This window comes from Thermoanaerobacterium butyriciformans (genome assembly GCF_017874545.1).
In the GTDB taxonomy this organism is placed as follows: Bacteria; Bacillota; Thermoanaerobacteria; order Thermoanaerobacterales; family Thermoanaerobacteraceae; genus Thermoanaerobacterium; species Thermoanaerobacterium butyriciformans.
This window is the reverse complement of the sequence record NZ_JAGGLT010000012.1, coordinates 54132-72189: the sequence shown is the minus strand read 5'-3', so window position 1 is coordinate 72189 and position 18058 is coordinate 54132. Positions and strand designations below refer to the sequence as shown.

General features: G+C 34.4%; 16 protein-coding genes. 2 read left to right on the top strand and 14 right to left on the bottom strand.

Annotated features, from left to right (window positions below; all coding sequences use genetic code 11):
- Window positions 1-6: 6 nt before the first annotated feature.
- The 14 genes from J2Z80_RS06515 to J2Z80_RS06450 all read right to left on the bottom strand — a co-directional run bounded on the left by J2Z80_RS06515 (window position 7) and on the right by J2Z80_RS06450 (window position 16410).
- Window positions 7-972 (bottom strand): hypothetical protein, encoded by a 966-nt coding sequence (locus tag J2Z80_RS06515; RefSeq protein WP_209453676.1) that lies wholly within the window; start codon window positions 970-972, stop codon window positions 7-9.
- On the bottom strand, window positions 969-2549 hold the full coding sequence (locus J2Z80_RS06510) for a HEAT repeat domain-containing protein (RefSeq protein ID WP_209453675.1): 1581 nt from the start codon (window positions 2547-2549) through the stop codon (window positions 969-971). Before J2Z80_RS06510 ends, J2Z80_RS06515 begins: the two co-directional genes overlap by 4 nt.
- A complete protein-coding gene (locus J2Z80_RS06505) occupies window positions 2536-4155 on the bottom strand; it encodes an Hsp70 family protein (protein WP_209453674.1) in 1620 nt (539 codons plus the stop codon). The genes J2Z80_RS06510 and J2Z80_RS06505 overlap by 14 nt, the downstream gene beginning before the upstream one ends.
- Window positions 4156-4236: 81 nt before the next feature.
- Window positions 4237-6105 (bottom strand): MBL fold metallo-hydrolase, encoded by a 1869-nt coding sequence (locus tag J2Z80_RS06500; protein WP_209453673.1) that lies wholly within the window; start codon window positions 6103-6105, stop codon window positions 4237-4239.
- 155 nt (window positions 6106-6260) lie between these two features.
- On the bottom strand, window positions 6261-6653 hold the full coding sequence (gene dhaM, locus J2Z80_RS06495; protein WP_209453691.1) for a dihydroxyacetone kinase phosphoryl donor subunit DhaM: 393 nt from the start codon (window positions 6651-6653) through the stop codon (window positions 6261-6263).
- A 17-nt stretch (window positions 6654-6670) separates the two neighbouring features.
- Window positions 6671-7312 (bottom strand): dihydroxyacetone kinase subunit DhaL, encoded by a 642-nt coding sequence (dhaL, locus tag J2Z80_RS06490; RefSeq protein ID WP_209453672.1) that lies wholly within the window; start codon window positions 7310-7312, stop codon window positions 6671-6673.
- A 26-nt stretch (window positions 7313-7338) separates the two neighbouring features.
- Window positions 7339-8340: a dihydroxyacetone kinase subunit DhaK gene (dhaK, locus tag J2Z80_RS06485; RefSeq protein ID WP_209453671.1), complete on the bottom strand. Its 1002-nt coding sequence runs from the start codon at window positions 8338-8340 to the stop codon at window positions 7339-7341.
- Window positions 8341-8501: 161 nt separating this feature from the next.
- Window positions 8502-10133, bottom strand: coding sequence for a sigma 54-interacting transcriptional regulator (locus tag J2Z80_RS06480; protein WP_209453670.1), 1632 nt, complete (start codon window positions 10131-10133; stop codon window positions 8502-8504).
- A 99-nt stretch (window positions 10134-10232) separates the two neighbouring features.
- The gene (locus J2Z80_RS06475; RefSeq protein ID WP_015311022.1) at window positions 10233-10598 is read right to left on the bottom strand and encodes a DUF1667 domain-containing protein; all 366 of its coding nucleotides are present in this window, start codon (window positions 10596-10598) and stop codon (window positions 10233-10235) included.
- Between the two features lies 1 nt (window position 10599).
- Entirely contained in the window at window positions 10600-11868 is a 1269-nt protein-coding gene (locus J2Z80_RS06470; RefSeq protein ID WP_209453669.1) for an NAD(P)/FAD-dependent oxidoreductase, read from the bottom strand.
- Between the two features lie 3 nt (window positions 11869-11871).
- Complete coding sequence (locus tag J2Z80_RS06465; RefSeq protein ID WP_209453690.1) at window positions 11872-13353, bottom strand: NAD(P)/FAD-dependent oxidoreductase; 1482 nt, start codon at window positions 13351-13353, stop codon at window positions 11872-11874.
- A 145-nt stretch (window positions 13354-13498) separates the two neighbouring features.
- Window positions 13499-14989 carry a glycerol kinase GlpK gene (gene glpK / locus J2Z80_RS06460; RefSeq protein WP_209453668.1) on the bottom strand — a complete coding sequence of 497 codons (1491 nt, stop codon included), beginning with the start codon at window positions 14987-14989 and terminating at the stop codon, window positions 13499-13501.
- Between the two features lie 43 nt (window positions 14990-15032).
- Window positions 15033-15767 (bottom strand): MIP/aquaporin family protein, encoded by a 735-nt coding sequence (locus J2Z80_RS06455; protein ID WP_209453667.1) that lies wholly within the window; start codon window positions 15765-15767, stop codon window positions 15033-15035.
- Between the two features lie 73 nt (window positions 15768-15840).
- The gene (locus J2Z80_RS06450) at window positions 15841-16410 is read right to left on the bottom strand and encodes a glycerol-3-phosphate responsive antiterminator (RefSeq protein ID WP_085112340.1); all 570 of its coding nucleotides are present in this window, start codon (window positions 16408-16410) and stop codon (window positions 15841-15843) included.
- Window positions 16411-16614: 204 nt separating this feature from the next.
- Here J2Z80_RS06450 and J2Z80_RS06445 point away from each other — a divergent pair, with 204 nt between their 5' ends.
- Together J2Z80_RS06445 and arsB are read left to right on the top strand one after the other, a co-directional pair.
- Window positions 16615-16980, top strand: coding sequence for an ArsR/SmtB family transcription factor (locus tag J2Z80_RS06445; protein ID WP_209453666.1), 366 nt, complete (start codon window positions 16615-16617; stop codon window positions 16978-16980).
- A 26-nt stretch (window positions 16981-17006) separates the two neighbouring features.
- On the top strand, window positions 17007-18053 hold the full coding sequence (gene arsB / locus J2Z80_RS06440; protein ID WP_432422708.1) for an ACR3 family arsenite efflux transporter: 1047 nt from the start codon (window positions 17007-17009) through the stop codon (window positions 18051-18053).
- The last annotated feature ends 5 nt before the right edge of the window (window positions 18054-18058 follow it).

Below are 18058 nucleotides of genomic sequence, written 5' to 3'. Positions count from 1 at the left end.
TCGCAATTATGAATTTTTTAACATCTTAGACAAATCATCTAACAATGAATAATCATCATCTTCCAAACTTACTGCTGATTGTTCATCAAGAACGCCAACATCAACAATCCCAATTTTCTTTTCTAACTGGCTTAAAATTTCCTTCACTTCCAAAAAACACTTCTTAATCTCCTGGTTATCTTGATGCAAATCCATTAATGTCTTATTCAAAGATAACTTTAAATTTTCATTTTTCTTGTCTTTTGACACATTTTCGTTGATAAGCTTTATAATATGCTTATCAAATTCCAAGCCAATGTGTTCTAAAATCAACTCTAAGCGCTTTTTTTCCTGCTTTAAATCTTCTAATTTTTTGTTTAAAGAGACTATTTCCTTTTCCTTATTTTCCAATGCTTTTTTTAAATTGTCCACCTCAATTATATTCTTTTTTTCTTCTTTTATCAATTTATCATGCAATTTTTCTACTTCTTTTTCAAGTTTTTTAAGCTTTTTACAAATATCACCATTTTCTTTTTGAGGACTTCGTTTGACGCTATCTTGTTTTTGTACAGCTTCTGGCTTTATGGCTTTATTTATTATATCACCTAGATCCTCCCTGTTGTCAATAAGAAGAGCTGAAACAACATTATCATTTCCATACACATCACAAAGTTCATCAATTTGCTTGTCTATTTCATTTGATTCCATGCTGCATATCTTTTCATACAGGTCCCCATGTAACATCTTCCATTCTTTTACAAAATCCTCATAGTTAAAATTTCCTTTTAATATTTCCTGCCTCAATATAGGCACAATTTTCGTAGGTGGACTTGATTTTTCATTCAATCTAAAACCAGCAAGTTTTTTTTGAAGGTTTTTATCTGTCTTAAAAGGTTTAATTAATACGTTATACGGCAATGTGTATAAAAATATATCTAAACATTTTGTAATATCTACACCTTTTTTGTTCATCAAAATACATCTTCCCTTCATGCCTTTATAAGTTTATCTCTACCTTTATAATTTTTCTCAATAATCTTCTGCGCCAAATACCTAATTCTTGTGCTATCATTTAAAGATGCATCAATAAAAATCCTTTCATTTATGATATTACTCAGTATACCTGTATTTTTACCTAATATCTTATAAATAGTGTATTGTATTTCTTCTTTCTTTGTCGTCTTTAGTTTCAGAATCAATTCTTCAGCCATTCCATCATCAATATTTGCATCTAAAATCCTTAATGCATTTAAGCATGCATAACCATCATTATTTCTAATTAAGTATTTTATCCCATTTGTTATCTCTTTGCTTATCCTGCTGTCTTTAAACCCTTTAAGCCTTTTTAGCTCTTTTATAGCACATGACGTGTCACTGTAAGATTTATTAGAAGATATCAAGTATTCAAATAACCCTCCTAAGTACTTCATTTCACCGAGTTGTACCAAAGCAGACATAGTATTTATTCTTAATTCCTTATCATCTATATACTTTTTTATTATATCCTTTGCCTCAAAAGCTTCCAAATTTGCAAGTGAAGTAATTATACATGCTTTAATTTCATTGCTCAAATTTCCATCATCTAGCATATTTACTAAATACTTTATCGCCTTTTTGTCTTTTGTATATCCTAATCCTATTATGATATTCATCTTATTTTCTATTAATGGGGAATTTAATGCCTCAATAAGGCAATCTGTAGCACTGCCAATTCTCATTTTTCCCAATGTTATAGCTGCTTTTTGATTGTAGTCTTCATTGTATAGCATCTTTGATAAACTTTCAATTGCCATATCCTTTGAGCGAGATATTACATTAGAATACACTGTATTAAGGCTTTTATTCTCATTGTTCATATAGCATTTTATTATTTCTGATAAGGCTTCCTCACCAAAGTGGGAAAGTTTATCTATCAATCTAAATGCTACATTTCTTTCATTTATGCTAAACCCATTAAATGTATTGACCATGTTTAAAACAGGTCTTATGCATCTTTCATCTCCAATATCTATTAAACAATCTGCTGCTAAAACTTTAAGGCTTTCATCGTTGAGAAGCATTAAAAGTACATCGAAAGCAGATTTCTCCTTGATTGTCCTTATTGTCTCTATCGCAATCTTCATCTGCAAATCCCATGTCCAATTTTTCAGCACACTAATAAGCGCATCTCTCCCAGCTTTGCTTAGATTACACACAGAAACCAAAATTCTTAAAATCGATTGATACACATTTTTATCACTCAAATTAAGCGCTTTTGTGCAGTACAAAAACATCTCAATGGGATTTTGACCATCCTCTAGTATGCTTTTTAATAGGTCTATTATTTCTACTTCCATCAAATTAAGATCTTTCTCATTTACCATTCTCAATTTAATAGTTTTTTCATAAACTAGTTGCGCATTTATATCGGATATATAATATTCAAAAACATGCTCTTTTACCATTTCCGTTTTTTCTGTATTAGCAGCAGCACCCAAAAAACTTTTTCCTTCTTTAATATCGTCATTATGTATATTAAAAAACAAATCTCTGTTTTCTTGAAGCAAACTTCTCCAATTAACAGCCATCATACAACACCTCTTTATCGAATGTGACATCTATTCTTTGTTTGTCATTGCCAGTTACCCATGCTTCTAAATGCAAAATCCTATTCTTATCAAAAGTCACTTTTATAGATATAGGTGTACCAGGCTTTATAATGTCAGTAAACGTCAATTGTATAGATTTAAGCCTTTTCATCTTCGGATCATAAATACTTTTCCCAGATAAAATATCCAGTTTTATTCCCGTTGCATTATCTACTTTAACAATATTATCATAAACTCTTTCATAAGGTGCTTTTGTGCCCTGACTTACCAGCAAAACAGGCAAATCATTTTTTACATCCAAGTAAATATTCTCAGCCACTACTGGATATATTATGATTTTACCTTTTTCGTTTCTCTTTCTATTTTCACTATAATAATTGTATAAAGCCGCACCTTTTGCCACTGAATACATAGGGTCAAGGTAATTAATGGACTTCTTCCCAAAAAAGCTCTCAACTGCTCTCCTTACAGAACTGTATGCGGTCATTCCTCCAACTAAAAACACCTCATCAATATCTTCCTTGTTTAAATTCGCTTTATTAAGAGTATCAATTATTGGATCTATAATATTAAAACCTAAATTTCCACCTTTTGTCAACAGTGGCTTTATACATTCATCATATTCTTTTTTGCTTATTTCAAAATCAAATGTTTTGCCATTATAAAAATTTTCAATGGAATTTTTATACACTATATCCTCATTATCTTTGTCAATTAAACTACTTGTTTCAGATGAAAACACCATCTTTGCTTTTTCAATTTCCAGTGATAATATACTAAATATATATCTTTTGGCATCTACATCTGATGAAATCGAATTATAATCAATATTGTTTAAAATCGAATATTTGTGCAATAAATATAAAACACCACATATATCGAAATCGACACCGCCAAGCTGTATATGAGGCGAAATAGCCAGCTCTTCTACTTTATAATCATCATCTAAAATTTCTACATTCATGATTGAAACGTCACATGTCCCACCACCAAGGTCAAATACAAGCACTTTTTTTGGCGTTGAAAAATCGTATTTTTTTTGACTTTGATCATTTAATTTTTCCTCGTATATAAGCTCCAGCAAAGCCGCCGTCGGCTCTGATATAAAGATAAGCTTATCTTCTATAAATCCAGCTAATTTAGCAGCATTTTTTGTTGATTCAATTTGATCATGGTTAAAAGAAGCAGGAACAGTTATGACTGCTCCATCTACCGCCGTATTATAAATCCTTTCAATGTTCTTTTTTACAACCGTTAAAATCTTGCCTGCAACATCTTCCGGAGTATATTTCTTACTACCTATCTGCCATACATGATTTCGATTACCAATATAATTTTTGCTGTTGTATATTACGCGATCATATTCTAAATTTTTCATCTTCCTGGCAAACTCGCCAATGTATTCTTTCCCAAATTCATCTACATATAAACAGGATGGCAACGTTTTTTTTAATATTAAACATCCAGTATCATCACAGATTTGCTCCATGTCTAAAATATTTATCTCAAAATTGCCATCCTCTGTCAAATTACCGCCTGCTGCCACCGTGTTAGTAGTTCCAAGATCAATGCCAATGTATGGTTTCATTTTTCCTCCTTAACTCCCTGAGTACAAAATCAAATTTCTAAGCATTACATACAAACAAATAATTAACATAAAAAATAATATTTAAGGTGCCATAACATCTACACCTTCAAACCAACTTAATACTTTTTCTATGTTAAATGATTTATTAGATTTAGCACCTCTGTGAACGATGTAAACTTTCTTTGGTGCAAGTTTCAAAAACACTTCAATAATGTCTTGTATTATCCCATGATTAATAATTGGGATATTTTCCTGCATCATAGATATGGGTTTTTTTATATTGCTGCTTATATTTAATAATATCGCATTGTCTAAAGACATCAATTCTCTACCGTAGATAAAGGAAGTACTACCTTCTGTAAGATTATCCGAACTAGTCATTACCAAACAATTTCCCAGCCCTATCTCTTTTTTTATAAATTCCCTTTTGCTGTCATACAATTTTATGTCATTTGCATTTAAGATGCCATTGCCATAAATAGCTCCTTTCACTTTTTCATACATCATCGTTATATATGACAGTGCTCCGTCAACATAGACATTATATGGCGTATAATTAAAAGTCCTTCTTAAAAGCAACAGTAAATCTTGAGCTTTTCCTACAGCAAACGCAGGTACAAATGCCACACCGTGATCAGTCAATTCCGACAACATTTCTAAAATCAACCGATCTTGGATTTTTTTATCGTATACACTAAAACTAGATGTATATCCAAAAGTGGCTTCTGTTATTAATACATCTGCATTCATGCCATCAGGTATAGAAAGCCCCACATTTGTCTCCACATCCTTTACTGTAAAATCGCCTGTATAGAATACAGAAAATCCATCTATGTCTATATACACTCCACAAGCTCCCAAAATATGACCAGATGGAATAAGTTTCAAAGAAACTTTTTTATCTTTTATTACAGCATCGTAGTAATAATCAGTTAAAATCTTATCATTGATTATATCTAATAACTTATAATCATCAACATTTATATTTAAGTCCTGCATATTGCTGCTTTTTGTGAAAAAGCCATTTAATATATACTTCGTCTCATACGACATGATTATAGGGCAATTCAAACCATTTTTTATAAGGTTTACAATACTCCCACAGTGATCTAAATGGCAATGAGTAACAACCAGCATGTCAATATCTTTGATATCCAAATCAAGCTTTTTAAAAGCATCGTAATATACTTTACCATCTTTAAGATTGATACCGCAATCTAATAATATGTTAATTCCATTGTACGTTATTAAGTAACTACTGCCACCTGTGCTTCCTCCTTCCAATAAATTAAATTTAAACAAATTAAAATCATTATTGGGCTGGATTTTATTCTTATATATTTCATAATACTTATTTAAAATATCCTTATCGTCTGGATAGAATCTGTAGTACTTGCCCTTTTTTAAATCATCATCATTTTTAATACCCCATTGTATTTCCAACCTAATCATTCTTAAATTGCGATGATTCAATTCTTTAGCTTTTTTTAATTCAACTTTCCATATTTCATTCCCTTCATCTTTGTATATCTCAGCCAATATGGTATGTATCAATGACAGAAAATATCTATCAGTATTTTTTTCTATCATATATAGTAGTTCGTCCTTAATTGAATAATTCCTTCTTTTATTTTTCAAGCTTAACATAAAAATATATAAATTTATCCAAGAATTTTCACCATCGTAATTCATCAATTGGTTGTAAATGCCGTCTTTTTTTAACGACATTTCAAACTCATCCAGTAAGAGCACACATTCAATAAATAAAATTATGTTGCTTTGAGATAAAGCTATGCTATCATATATATTTAAAAAATGCTCCTTTGCGTCGTCAATAATATCAAGATAAACTTCTACTTTTATCTGCCATAATATAAGATATGAATAAATATTTCTATCGAGGTCACTTACAAGATTTTTTTGTTTAAAAATATATTTATACGCATCCATATACCTCCCATCTTCAAAATACTTTTTTAATTTGTTATCGTATTCAAAAATTATATCATCATGAATTTGTCACACCCCCTCTATATATATTATATTTTAATATCTTTTTATAAAAATTTCTACACAAAAAATAAGCCTGGTTTTTGTCCAGGCCATTAAATCTTTACAAGGTTTTTAGCTGCTTCTGCTACTGCTTTAACCTTTAATATATCACTGCCTATTGAAGCTTCTACGCTTGCAGCAATAGTTCCTTCAACAAGAGGTGCATCTGCAATTTTTACTTTGTTTTCATAATCTTCACCAAGAAACTCCAAAGCCATTTGTGCACTCATGACAGAGCTTCCTAAATCAACTAAAATTAAAACGCCGTCACCGCTTTCGCACTTTTTTATTTCTTCTACGATTTCGTCTACATTTGTACCTAATCGCCCATCTTTGGTGCCTCCAGATCTACCTATTCTAATTTTTCCTCCTGTCATCTGGTCAGCCAATTCGTACAAGCCATCCGCCACCTTCTTTGAATGAGACACAATAACTATACCTACCATTAGATCCAATCCTTTCCTCATTGTTGCAACTTATCTACATAATCAGCAACAGTTTTTATCATTAAATAAGCCGATGTCGCTCCAGGATCCTGGTGTCCAATGCTTCTTTCGCCAAGATAACTTGCTCTGCCTTTTTTGGCAGCAATGTCTTTAGTCATTAGAACACCATTGTATGCATCATTTGCCGCGGCTTCTATAGCTTCTTTTAAACCGCGTCCTTCACTTAATGTACTCTTTAACTCATTCAAGGCAGGTTCCATCGCGTCGATCATAGTCTTGTCTCCAGCTTGCGCTTTTCCTCTTTCTTTTATTCCAGAAAGGCCAGCCTCAAACATGGCGACAATATCATTTTCATCTAATGTGTTTTTACCTGATACTACATTGCCCATTCTCATAAAAAATGTGCCATAAAGTGGACCAGAAGCTCCACCTACAGTAGAAACTAAGACCATTCCAACGTTTTTAAGTATAGCACCTATATCCTTATCTAAAAATTGTGGCATCTTTTCTTTAACAGCTTTAAATCCTCTGTCTAGATTTATTCCATGATCAGCATCACCAATGGCAGCATCGAGATCTGTAAGGTACTGCCTATTCGTTTCAATGACTTCTGATATATTGCTTATAATATTTAAAACATCGTTTGTTGTAAGTATCAATTTTATCATCCCTTCCAACTAATTTTCTATTTAAATTGTTTAAATGCAGGTGTATCTGCTGATGCGTCTAAAAGCGATTTAAGCTCTTCATCAAGTTTTAAAAGCGATATTGAGAATCCACTCATCTCCAAAGATGTCATGTATTCTCCAACATAAGTTTTATAGACATTGATATTTTTTCCCAAAAGGTATTCATTTACTTCTTTATTTGCTATGAAGAGCTCCGAAAGTGGTGTTGAACCAAGACCATTTATCATCAAAGCAACTTCGTCACCATCTCTAAATGGCAAGTCTATTATTATCTTATCCATAAGCTCCGCAACAATCTCTTTTGCTCCTTTTATTTTTTCCCTATGTGTTCCAGGTTCACCGTGTATACCAATTCCTATCTCAATTTCATCTTCATCAAGTGTGAAACTAGGTTTTCCTGCTGCAGGCACTATACATGGTGTAAATGCCATACCCATAGAGCGTAAATTTTTTATCACCTTTTCTGCAACTTCTTTAACTTCTTCCAGCTCTGCTCCTTCTTCAGCTTTCGCTCCAGCTATCTTGTGGACAAAAATCGTGCCGGCGATACCCCTTCGTCCTTGCGTATAAGTACTATTTTCAACTGCAACATCATCATCCACAATCACTTCTAATACCTTAATTCCATCCATTTCAGCCATTTCTTTAGCCATCTCAAAATTCATTACATCACCTGTATAGTTTTTAATTATAAGCAAAACACCTTTTCCTCCGTCTACAGCCCTTATAGCTTCATAGATTTGATCAGGCGTTGGAGACGTAAAAACAGCACCTAAGCACGCTGCATCCAACATGCCTTTGCCTACATATCCCGCATGTGCAGGTTCATGACCGCTGCCACCTCCACTTACAAGTCCAACTTTGCCATCAACTGGAGATGTCTTTCTTACGACAACATCCACATTATCAAGCTTTCTCAAATAAGATGGATATGCGTAAAGAAAACCAGATATCATTTCCTTTACTACTTCGTCAGGATTATTGATAAGCTTTTTCATAATATTAACCCCCATATTTTTTAATTTTTTTATATCTACTGCAAATTCTATGCCAATAAAAAAATTGATATGCAGATGAAAATATCCGCATATCTAACTTATAATATAAAAAATTTTATTTTTTCTTGGTAAAAAGTATCAATCCATCGTGTAATCTGATATTAATTTTCAACAAGATGAAATTTCCTTGCTTTTGCAGCTACAGTTTTATGCGTCAACCCCAGAGCTTTCCCAGCTTTATTAAAGCTTTTGTATCTGGACAATGCCGCTTTAATTATCTTATACTCATAATTTTCCATCTTTTCGATGTCATAATTATCTCCTAAGTATATAACTTCATCATCTTTGCTGTCTTTTACATTCTTAATGTACGATGGCAAATCGTCAAAATCAATATATTCTTTATCGCTCAATGTGATACATCTCTCGATCAGATTTTCAAGCTCTCTTATATTTCCCGGCCAATCATACTTGATTAAAGCTTTTATGGCCGTATTTGTGACAAATTGAACGTTTCTTCCCAGCTTTTTGTTCATCTTTTTTATAAAGTGCTCTACTAAAACAGGAATGTCTTCTTTCCTATCTCTTAAAGCTGGCAAAAATACAGGTATTACATTTAACCTGTAGTAGAGATCTTCCCTAAATGTTCCATTTTTCATGGCTTCTTCAAGATTTTTGTTTGTTGCCGCAATTATTCTGACGTCTACTTTTATAGTCCTTATTCCTCCAACCCTTTCAAATTCTTTGTCTTGAAGAACCCTCAATAGCTTAGACTGAATTTCTATTGGGATATCTCCTATTTCATCAAGGAAAATTGTTCCTCCATCTGCAAGTTCAAACTTTCCTATTTTCTGCATTATTGCACCAGTAAATGCTCCTTTTTCATGACCAAAAAGCTCACTTTCTAAAAGTGTGCTTGGTATAGCAGCGCAATTTACTCTTATAAAAGGTTCATCATGTCTCTTGCTTGAGTAATGTATTGCATTTGCAACCAATTCTTTCCCTGTACCACTTTCGCCTCGTATTATGACGTTTGAATCTGTCTCTGCTGCTTTTGATGCAACCGTCAATGCATCCTTCAATTTGCCACTGTTACCTACTATTATGTCAAAGGCTTTATCCAGCTTTCTGCTTCTTTTAAGTTCTCCTTCAAGGTACTCTATCTGTGGAAAGTCCTGAAAAACCACCAAAGATCCTGTTATCTTACCACCAGCATAAATCGGAGTTATATTTAAAAAAAGTGTCTTTTCACCTATGACGTATTTTTTATTTAAAAATTCGCTTCCATAACTTAAGACTTGATTTACATCTATATCTGTCATAACTTCATTTATATTTTTGCCTATTGCCTTATCAAGGCTAAAGCCTGTAATTTTTTCAGATGCTTTATTAAATATAGTAATAATTCCATTATCATCCGTCGCAATTATACCAACAGCAATTGAATTAAATATCTCTTCATACGCAATAGACGTATTCTTTAAAAGCTCATAAGTACCACTTTCATCATTTATCTGCTTTAAATCCTCTAAAAAAATTTTTTTAATCTCTTCCATCGAAGAAATGCAGCTATCTCCTTCAACAATTATCTCAATATCATCGCCTTCTGATGCAAAAAATGTTATCATTGAAAGCATACTGTTTGCAGGTACAAGCCTTACACTTCCAGATTTCCTAAGCATGACTCTTACATTATCTTTCCTGCAAACATCATTTACTTTTCTGACTATCATCGCTGATATTTGCGAATGTATATTAATCGGAGACTTTATTTTCTCACAAATTTTCTCCATATTTTGCATTCCTTCCTTTAACATAATAGACAAACAAAATGTTCACTCACTGACCCTTTTATTTTATACTGATGAACTTTAAAATATCACTTATTTTTTCTATTTGCTATACAAAGCTCTTGTCGCAATCACATCGACACCAGTGCTTAATATATTCTTCACTATGACATCTCCTACATTGATTGGAGGCTTAACTGTAATTCTTGACAATTCATAAACAGCTTTATTTAAAAGTTCTTTAGGAATTGGTTCTTTTGTCCTGACAGATACTACTGGCAGATGCCCACCTTCAGCTTTTACTGTCGTGGTAAGAGTCCTTTTCGGCATGATTATTTCATCTTCTGCATATTTTAAGCCTCTTTTACATTCATATCCTGAGATATTGACGATTTCTTTCCCCTCTACCTCTACAACCAAATGACATCCATTGGGGCAGACAATACATGTTAATTCCCGCTTTTCCATCTTAAACCACCTCTACTTCAAATGTTATATCGTCTACAGGATGTAGGTCATTATCTAAAAATTTATCCTTCTTAATCTCTATTAAAATCATCTCTCCTGGTGTCATCCTCTGCATTTTCCTTCTCATTATCTCTTTGCCACCTGATTTTACACTTATATAAGCATTTTTGAATACATCTGTTGGTCTCATGTGAAATTTAACTTTATCATCTATATTCTCATAATTTACTGTTTGCGGCACCACATATCTAATACATGAACCTGCTTTTGCATTTATAAATTTACCTTCTTGCTTTAACAATCCTTTAATATATTTTACTGCTGAATCTGCAGCAAGTCTGGACTCCTTTGTTACATTGTCCACAAGATCGTGCACTTGCAACACATTGCCACAGGCAAATATCCCTTCCACATTCGTTTCCATGCTTTCATTCACAAGCGGTCCCCCAGTAACGGGATCTAATATTATGCCTGCGCTTTTTGACAGTTCATTCTCAGGAATCAAACCTACAGACAATATTAAAGTATCACAACTTAAGTATTTAGCCGTGTTTAATATTGGCCTCTTGTTTTCATCTACCTGTGCTATCGTCACGCCTTCAACTCTTTCTTTGCCGCGTATTTCTATCACAGTATGACTTAAAAGAAGCGGTATGCCAAAATCATCTAAACACTGAACAATGTTTCTGGTAAGTCCACTGGAATAAGGCATAAGTTCAACAACGGCTTTTACTGTAGCACCTTCAAGTGTAAACCTTCTGGCCATTATAAGTCCGATATCGCCAGAACCCAATATTACAATCTCTTTGCCAGGCATGTATCCTTCCATATTTACATACCTTTGTGCCGTCCCAGCCGTAAATATCCCTGCAGGTCTTGTGCCAGGTATGCTGATTGCCCCTCTTGGCCTTTCTCTACAGCCCATCGCAAGTATTATCGCCTTAGCTTTAATCTCCATGACGCCATTTTCTTGATTTACTGCTTTAACTACTTTATCGCTTGATATGTTTAATACCATCGTATTAAGCATAATCTTTATTCCATATTTATTTACCTTTTCTATAAATCTTTCTGCGTATTCCGGACCAGATAATTCTTCTTTGAATTCGATAAGTCCAAATCCATTGTGTATACACTGCTGAAGTATTCCTCCTGGATAGCTGTCCCTTTCGATTATCAAAATGTCTCTTACACCTTTTTCATACGCTTCAACTGCTGCTCCAAGTCCTGCAGGACCTGCACCAATTATTACTATATCGTATTCCATCATCATCTACACCTCGCTTTTTAATAGTTCTTTGTACAAATTTGCGACGTATTCTTTCGCTTTGGCTGTTAAAATATTTGAATTGCCGCCAAACTTTGTGACACTAAGGGGATCTACATTAAGCTCTCTTGATAGAATCTCTAACACTCTGGGACTGCAAAATCCTCCTTGACATCTGCCCATGCCAGCTCTGACCCGCCTCTTTACGCCGTCAATGCTTTTTGCTCCAACAGGTCTTCTTATGGCATCAATTATCTCACCTTCAGTAACTGTTTCACATCTGCAAATGATCTTTCCATAAGCAGGTTCTCTCTTTATCAGTTCATTTCTTTCTTCATCTGTCAATTCATTAAAGCGGATGACAGGCTTTCTCTTGGGATTAAAATTATCTTTTTCAGCCATTTTAAGTCCTGCATCTTTAAGAATTTCTCTTACCATCTCCGCAATTGCTGGTGATGATGTGAAACCAGGTGATTCAATGCCTGCTACATTTATAAACCCTTTAACATCTGATTCGCCTATAATAAAATCTTCCCCATCCACATCTGGCACAGCTCTTACGCCAGTAAATTGTGTTATCGTCTTCCTTTCGTTAAATTTTTCAACGCTTTTTTTGGCACCTTTTATGGCCTTCTCCAATCCTTTGTAAGTAGTCTTTCGAAATTCCTTATTGAATATATCCTCAGATGTAGGCCCTATAAGCAAATTTCCATCAACAGTTGGCGACACCAGTATTCCTTTCCCCATCTTTGTAGGAACCTGAAATATGACGGTATTTGCCAAATAACCTTCTTCTTTATCTAAAATCAAATATTCGCCTTTTCTTGGATGAATCGAGAAATGTTTATCGCTTACCATGTTGTTTATCACATCTGCATAAAGCCCCGCCGCATTTACTACATATTTGCTAAAATACTCACTGTCTTGCGTTTTTACCCTAAAAACATCATCTTCTCTATCTATAGATACGACTTCTTGATTAAATACAAATTCGACGCCGTTTTGTGCAGCGTTTTCAGCCAAAGCTATTACAAAACCGTAAGGACATATAATACCTGCTGTCTTTGCATATAAAGCAGCAACAATTGTGTCGTTTATGTTTGGTTCAATTTCCTTAACCATATCTGAAGATATAATAGACATATTCTTGACGCCGTTCTTTAACCCTCTATCATACAATTTATAAAGGCTATCTACTTCATCTTGTGAAAATGCGGCAACAAGCGAACCAACTCTTTTCATTGGAACATCCAAATCTTTACAAAGTTCATCAAACATTTCGTTTCCTCTTACATTTAGCTTGGCTTTCAATGTGCCAGGCACTGGGTCGTATCCAGCATGAAGTATGGCACTATTGGCTTTTGATGCACCACCTGACGCAACATCATCTTCTTTTTCTATAAGCAGAACTTTAATGTCGTATTTAGATAATTCTCTGGCAATTGATGAACCTACTACACCGCCGCCAATTATTATGACATCGTACATTTTACCATCCCTTTCAGCTATCAAAATTAATCTTAAAAAAAGACAAAGCCATATATAGCCGGCTCTCCGGTTATATATGGCTCTCCTATTCTCCGCCATCCTAATATTCAATTGTATCTTTTGTTTATCAATTTAATTATACCACTTAATTAGCCCAATTCATAGACCTTTCTACGGCTTTTTTCCATCCCGCATAAAGTTTTTCTCTTGTTTCATCATCCATATTAGGCTCGAAATGTCTGTCAACGCCCCAATTCTTTGCTACTTCTTCTCTGCCGCTCCAGAATCCCGTAGCAATACCCGCAAGATATGATGCGCCTAATGCAGTCGTCTCTATGACAGTAGGTCTATCTACAGGCACGCCAAGTATGTCTGCCTGGAACTGCATCAAGAAATTATTTGCAGATGCTCCCCCGTCAACCTTTAATGCGCTTAGCTTTATGCCAGAATCATCCTGCATAGCCTCTAAGACGTCTCTCGTCTGATACGCCAAAGATTCTAATGTTGCTCTTATTATGTGCTCTCTTTTCACACCTCTTGTCAATCCCAAAATCGCGCCTCTCGCATACATATCCCAGTATGGTGCACCTAATCCCACAAATGCCGGCACTACGTATACTCCATTTGTGTCACTGACCCTTTGAGCGTATTCTTCACTTTGCGGTGAATTGTCAATTATCTTAAGCTCATCTCTTAGCCACTGTATGGCAGCACCAGCTATAAATATGCTTCCTTCTAAGGCATATTCAACTTTATCATCGATGCCCCATGCTATCGTGGTAAGCAACCCATTCTTAGACGGTACAGCCTTTTCACCTGTATTCATAAGCATAAAGCATCCGGTTCCATAAGTATTCTTAGCCATTCCTTTGTCATAGCAGGTCTGACCAAATAGTGCTGCTTGTTGGTCACCTGCATCACCTGCTATAGGTATTTCAACGCCAAATATGTTTTTGTCCGTGTATCCGTATACATAGCTGGACGGTTTAACATCAGGAAGCATCGATTCCGGAATGCCAAGATATTCTAATATGTCCTTATCCCACTTCAATTCGTATATGTTGAAAAGCATCGTACGGGAAGCATTAGAGTAGTCTGTCACATGTGCCTTTCCACCAGTTAAATTCCAGATTAACCAGCTATCAATATTCCCAAAGTAAAGATCTCCATTTTCTGCTTTATTCCTTGCGCCTTCTACATTGTCAAGTATCCATTTTATCTTCGTACCCGAAAAATAAGCATCAACTACAAGACCAGTCTTTTTTAGAATTTCTTTGTCAAAGCCGCTATTTTTGATTTCATCGCAGATAGGTGCAGTCCTCCTACACTGCCACACTATCGCATTGTACACTGGCTTGCCTGTGTTTTTATCCCAGACCACCGTCGTCTCTCTTTGATTTGTTATGCCGATTGCTGCAATGTCTTCTGCTTTAATCCCAGTTTTCTCAAGCACCGCCTTAGCCACTTCTATCTGAGAATCCAAAATCTCCATAGGGTCGTGTTCAACCCATCCCGGATTAGGGTAAATCTGCGTAAACTCCTTGTTTAGTGATGCAACTATGTTGCCACTGTGATTAAAGATTATTGCCCTTGAGCTTGTGGTGCCTTGATCTAATGCCATTATATACTTTGACATGCTACGTTCCCCCTATATTTTATAATTTCATCCTTTATAAATTTTACAACATATTTATGAATGCCTGATATATCAAAGCCCCCAAAATGCCTCCTACTATAGGTCCAAATAACGGAACAATAAGTCCATATCCCCAATCAGAATCTCTCTTATCTGGTATTGGCAATACAGTGTGTGCAAGCCTCGGTCCTAAATCCCTTGCTGGATTTATTGCATAACCTGTTGGACCACCAAGTGTAAGACCAATAACCCAAATTAAAATACCTACTAAAAATGCACCTAATGCTCCAACTTGATTGTGCTCATTTGTTATACCTAATATTCCAACTAATAGCATTGCAGTTCCTATAACCTCTGTCAAGAAATTGTAAAATAGATTTCTGATAGCTGGAATTGTGCAAAATACACCAAGTTTTGAATTCTTGTCTTCTGTCGCATGGAAGTGATCTCTATATGCCACATAAACCAACAAAGCCCCTACAAATGCGCCTAGAAATTGAGCTATGATGTAACCAGTAACCTGTGCCCATGGAAATTTTCCTATAGCAGCCAGCCCTATTGTCACTGCTGGATTAAAATGGGCTCCACCTATCCATCCAGTAATGTACACAGGTACAGCAACTGCAAAAGCCCATCCTGCTGTTATGACTATCCATCCGCTGTTTTGGCCTTTGGTCTTATTCAGTACAACGTTTGCAACAACGCCGTCACCAAGAAGAACAAGTATCATCGTACCAAAAAACTCAGACAAAATCTTGCCGAACAATGATATTTCCATAAAAACCCCTCCATTTTAATTTTTAAATTTTTCCTAAAATCTGATCTATGCTCTCAATAACACCACCTCCTTGTCAGTCGATAAACCAAAGACTTTTTTCGCTTGTGGAAACTGCCACAGCGCCAGAAGAAAGAGCATTTATAACGTCTTCTTTTGTTTTAACTAAACCGCCTGCAATGATAGGTTGATACACTTCCGTAGTAAGCTTTTTCGTCACATCATGTGCAACACCTGGCATCACTTCTATTGCAGTTGGTTCAATCTGCTTAATTGAATTTAAACCTGTTTTTAGCGCTTGCGTATCAAGTAGAAAAATGCGCTCAATACAAGGAATATTCAACTCCTTAGCATATGTAAGTATATTAGTACGCGTAGAAATTATGCCATCTGGTTTTACTACTTCCTTAAGATACTCCACCGCCTTATAATCTTTACCAAGCCCTTCTACTAAATCAAAATGAATGAATGCTGTTTTCTCATGTGATTTAATGTCATCAATTGCATCTTTCAATATCAATATATTACTTGTCAACAAAAATATTACTTCACAGTTAGATGAGTAAACATCTTTTAAATCCTCTAAGTTTCTTATGGCTGCGATAATGGGAAAATTTTTGATCCTTTCGATAATAAAATTCTCCACTTCAATTCCTCCTATCATTTTATAAATGCAAATTGTATGCCAACACATCATCATTTATTTTAGCATATACGGAATTAATAAGTTGATATATATTATCAATTTTATGCTTTTGCATGGTATTTAATATCAATATCAATTTGACAGTTTTAATTTGTTAAGCTATAATATGAGTATAATCAAATATAATCATAAGGAGGGTAGCTATTGAATATTGTTGGCGTCTTTAAGGCATTATGTGACGAAAATAGATTGAGAATATTTAACCTTTTATCAAAGGACACATTATGTGTATGTGATATAGAAGCCATTTTAAACATGACTCAATCAAATGTTTCTCGCCATCTAAATAAGCTAAAAAGCGAAGGAATCATAACATATGAAAAAAAAGCCCAGTGGGCTTATTACAAAATTGATGATAATTTTATAAAAGAAAATAAATTATTGTATGATTACCTTATTAGTACATTAAGAAATCATCCAAAATTTGTAGAAGACAATGAAAATTACAAAAAACATAAGGAAAGCAATATATCTTGCGAACAATTTATAAAGAAAGGAAATCAACATTGAGAGAAAGCAAAAAAAGTCTATCTTTTTTGGACAGGTTTTTAACCGTATGGATTTTATTGGCAATGATTGTTGGTATTTTGATAGGGTATATTTTTCCTAATTTTTCGAATGTGCTCAATAAATTAAGCATTGGAACAACATCAATACCAATTGCGATTGGACTCATTTTAATGATGTATCCACCGTTGGCAAAAGTTAAATACGAGGAAATAGGAAAAAGCAAAGCTTCAAAAAAACCTTTTAAAATTGCAATCTTATACAACTGGTTTATAGGGCCTTTGGTAATGTTTTTGCTCGCCATTATATTTCTTCACAATTATCCACACCTAATGATAGGTGTAATACTGGTAGGACTTGCAAGATGCATTGCAATGGTATTAGTCTGGAATGACTTAGCAGATGGTGATAGAGATTTTGTTGCTCTTTTGGTAGCTTTCAACGCTATTTGGCAAGTAGTCACTTATTCCATTTTTGCTTATATTTTTATAAAAATACTTCCTCCGATTTTCGGTATTAGTACCAAAGCAATTAATTTAAATATTTCTATAAAAGAAATAGCTACATCAGTTCTTATATATTTGGGCATACCCTTTGTTGGAGGAGTGCTTTCAAGATTATTGCTTATTAAGACTAAGGGAATAACATGGTATGAAAAAACTTTTATGCCAAAAATCAGTCCGATTACTCTTGTAGCACTTTTGTTTACAATTATCGTAATGTTTTCACTTAAAGGAAAATATATTGTAACATTGCCTTTGCAAGTTTTAATGGTTGCCATTCCACTGACGCTATATTTCATTATAATGTTCTTGCTGGGATTTTTCACGTCGTACAAATTAAAATACGGATATTCAGAAAGTACAACTGTTGGTCTAAATGCAGCCAGCAATGACTTTGAATTGGCAATAGCAGTTGCAGTCGCAGTTTTTGGTCTTAGTTCAAATGAAGCTTTTGCAAGTGTAATTGGCCCATTAATAGAAGTTCCTGTGATGCTTATGTTAGTAAACGTAGCATTGTATTTTAGGAAAAGGCTCAACTGGAATACAAATAAAAAATCAAATACAGAAAGATAAGAGAG